Genomic DNA, 3224 nt, shown 5'->3' with positions numbered 1-3224 from the left:
TTTATAGGAAGGTAATTCGCTTTATTTCCTACATTTCAATTTTAAGCACTTCGCTTTACTTTAAGGTAATGCGCTTTATTTCAGAAAGGACGGCTTTGCGAAGGTCGGATAGTTTTACTTTTCGCTCACTATGCCAAGGCATAGGACGCAGCAATGTCATGGCTTTTAAGCCCAGTCTCGCTGTGAGGATACCGACACCGAGCCCCTGCCCTGCTCGAGCTGAGACTTTACCTGCAAGATCCATCGAGACTAAGTCCATGCTCGCATCAATCGCCAGCTCACTTGCACCGGCCGCTGCCATGTTGATTAAGACCAACTTGAACAATTTAATTCGAGACCAGTAGCCCAGTTCAATGCCATACACATCAGCAAGCTTGTCTATCATAGTGAAATTTCGCCAAGCCACCAGCAACATATCTGCTGCCGCCAATGGGCTCACAGCAACCAAAGCCGCGGATTCGGTAGAGAACTTAGTGACGATCTGAGTAGCTACCTTATCTTGCTGACTCACGACCAACGCATCGTACATATCCAACACTTCAGCATCGCTGTGCGCTGGGTTAATGCTGTTTCGCCACTTATCATAAGCGGGTGATTCAGCGATAATACCGCCCTGCTTGGCAATGTTTTCACAGAACGCTTTGCCCTTACCGACACTTTGGCTTTGGAGTAGTTCTTCACTCTGCTCTTGCACACTAAAGTGATCTTTAAGTGAGCGCAGTTTCCACAGCTCTTTGCCTATTGCGCCTAAACCCAATGAAGCAATGGCAGCAATAAAGCCAGTCCAACCTAACGCAAGCCAGTCAGCCGTTTGAATCGCGGTAATCACCGAATCAATTGCCTGCCATCCAACTAGACCAGAGAAAGCGACCAATAAACCCGTTCCAAACCACTTCTTCTTTTTACTCGGTCGAATCACTTGTTCCAGTTGCTGCTCTGCGTCACCATCAAGGTCGGTTTCCACTTGTGGTGCAACGGGCACAAACTTCTCTTGTTCCGTGAATAGCTTTTGAGCACCCAAATCTGGGGTAACTTCATTCTTATCCGGCTCATCGAACGAGGTCTTCAACGGTTCATCAAAGACCTGTTTCGTTTTTAATTCACTCATTTCAATTGCCTCAATTACTTCAACTTGTCGCCAATGAGATACTCTAAAACCTTGTCGATTCTTAGATGCTGACAAGGCTCGTCAGAGTGCTGCTCCATCGGCCTAAAGCTCGTAAAATCAAACTGGTTGGTTTCCCAATACTGTTTGTTTGGCAGTTTACGCGGCACCTCTCCCGGATACATGGTTTGAGGGATATTATCTAAAGTCACACCTTGCAACGCCGGAACATTGTCTGAGCCTGACGAGATATAACCCGCGCTGGTCGCTTGAATAGACGCAATGCTCATGCAACTCATGTCGATGTGTTCAAACGCCGCCTGTTGCCAAGCAGGGTGTACCATCTGCTGTAACAGCGATACCAAGTTCGGATGTTGATCCGGTGTCACATGGTCAGCCTTAGTGGCAGCAAACAAGATCTTGTCAATCTTCGGCGCAAACAAGCGTCTTAGCATATTGCTTCGCCCGTACTTAAAGCTCTTCAATAACTGTTCTAACGCACCACGCATGTCCATGAAAGAGTCATAGCCTGCGTTAAGTGGTTGTAAGCAATCCACCAGCACGATTTGTCTGTCGAACGTGGCAAAGTGATTCTTATAGAACGCCTTTACGACTTTCTGTTGATACTCTTCATAACGCGCTTTTAAAACCGCATAGTTGCTGGTTTTTGAGAACTTACCCTCGGGAGCAGCGCACGGAAAAAATTGCAGCACAGGCGCGCCTTCAAGCTCACCCGGCAATACGAATCGACCCGGTTGTACCCAGTGCAATCCGTTATCCTTACAAGTATGAAGGTACTGAGTATAGCTATCGGCAATCGCGACCAGTTTCTTTTCTTCTGCTTCGGCTAGCAAGTCAATGTCGCCACGTATTGTGTTCCACTGTTGCGAATAGGTTTCTCTATCGCCTTTCAACGCGGCAAATTGAGATTGACTCCAAGTATCAAAATCCATGTCCAACAAAGGTAAATCAAGCAGCCATTCGCCCGGATAATCAACAATATCGAGATAAAGGGTGCTGTTTTTGCTCAGCAGCTTCTTTGCGCCTTTAGCTGGCTTATATTTGATTGCTAGACGAATCTCACTAACATCTCGCGTTGGCACTGGCCATTCTGGTGGTTGTGCATTCAACGACTCCATCGCTTCATCATAAGAGAAACGTGGGATCATCATGTTTTGTTGCGGGATGCGCTTTGCGCCAATAATTCTGCCATCTCTCGCCGATGCAAGTAGAGGCAGATTTTTGTGGGTAGACGTATGAAGAAGCTGATTAACCAGCGAAGTAATGAATGCTGTCTTACCCGCACGAGAAAGCCCCGTGACCGCTACTCGAATGTGAGAATCCGTTCCTCTGCTTATAAAGTCACTCATTTCTTGAGTTAGGTGTTTCATTTGAACGACTCCGTGATAATTAGGCCAGTCGGTTATGATAATAGATAGGCTAGCCTATGTTCTTTCCCTATTAGGGTTGTTTGTATGCTTTTGCTTTTTCTTTTACTAATAGTGGTGAGTATGCAATACCCATTCTTAATGCTAGATGAATAAAAGCCCCTGACTACATTCATAATCAGGGGCTTTAGAATTTGTCTGCGGTATCTGACTCTTAATCGTCTTCAATCAACTTGTAGATAACAAACAGTGCAATCTCTGCGATTAGCCAAAGTGCACAAGTAATCGTCACGTATTTATTATCAAAGATACTGATCCCTTTCAAGATCAGGTCGTAACCAACAAAAGCACCAATCACCACTGCCAAGATAATCTGTAGGATCTGAATAAAACGAGGCATTCCTCTCTCCTATGTTCTTATATCAAACTATGTGTTTATCACTATATCATTGATAATAAGACAAAAGTGCAAATAATGCTGCACTTTTGTCTTCAACTTTCTGTCAAGATTTGCAATTCAAACGCTGAAGTTAGCGACAATTACAATTTTTTGGCGTCGGTTAATTATGCTTTTTCAGCTTCAGCAATTTTCACTTTCCACGTGTCAGGGCCGATCTGGTGCGCGTTCACGCCATTAGAGTCAACCGCAACCGTTACCGGCATATCTTCAACTTCAAACTCGTAGATCGCTTCCATACCGAGATCTTCAAACGCAACCACACGTGCTTTCT

Annotated in this window: 4 protein-coding genes; all 4 read right to left on the bottom strand. The window is 45.2% G+C overall.

The window, feature by feature from the left end:
* Window positions 1-55: 55 nt before the first annotated feature.
* Complete coding sequence (locus AB4653_RS05810) at window positions 56-1108, bottom strand: YcjF family protein (protein ID WP_102258589.1); 1053 nt, start codon at window positions 1106-1108, stop codon at window positions 56-58.
* Between the two features lie 14 nt (window positions 1109-1122).
* Window positions 1123-2496, bottom strand: coding sequence for a YcjX family protein (locus AB4653_RS05805; protein WP_102258590.1), 1374 nt, complete (start codon window positions 2494-2496; stop codon window positions 1123-1125).
* A 211-nt stretch (window positions 2497-2707) separates the two neighbouring features.
* On the bottom strand, window positions 2708-2893 hold the full coding sequence (locus AB4653_RS05800; RefSeq protein ID WP_004734731.1) for a hypothetical protein: 186 nt from the start codon (window positions 2891-2893) through the stop codon (window positions 2708-2710).
* Window positions 2894-3057: 164 nt separating this feature from the next.
* Window positions 3058-3224: fumarate hydratase C-terminal domain-containing protein (locus AB4653_RS05795; RefSeq protein WP_372103546.1), on the bottom strand; the 167-nt coding region annotated here is incomplete at its 5' end.

Source organism: Vibrio sp. 10N.222.48.A3 (assembly GCF_041475345.1).
Classification (GTDB): Bacteria; Pseudomonadota; Gammaproteobacteria; order Enterobacterales; family Vibrionaceae; genus Vibrio; species Vibrio tasmaniensis_A.
The sequence above is the reverse complement of the archived record's forward strand: the minus strand, read 5'-3'. Positions and strand labels throughout refer to the sequence as shown.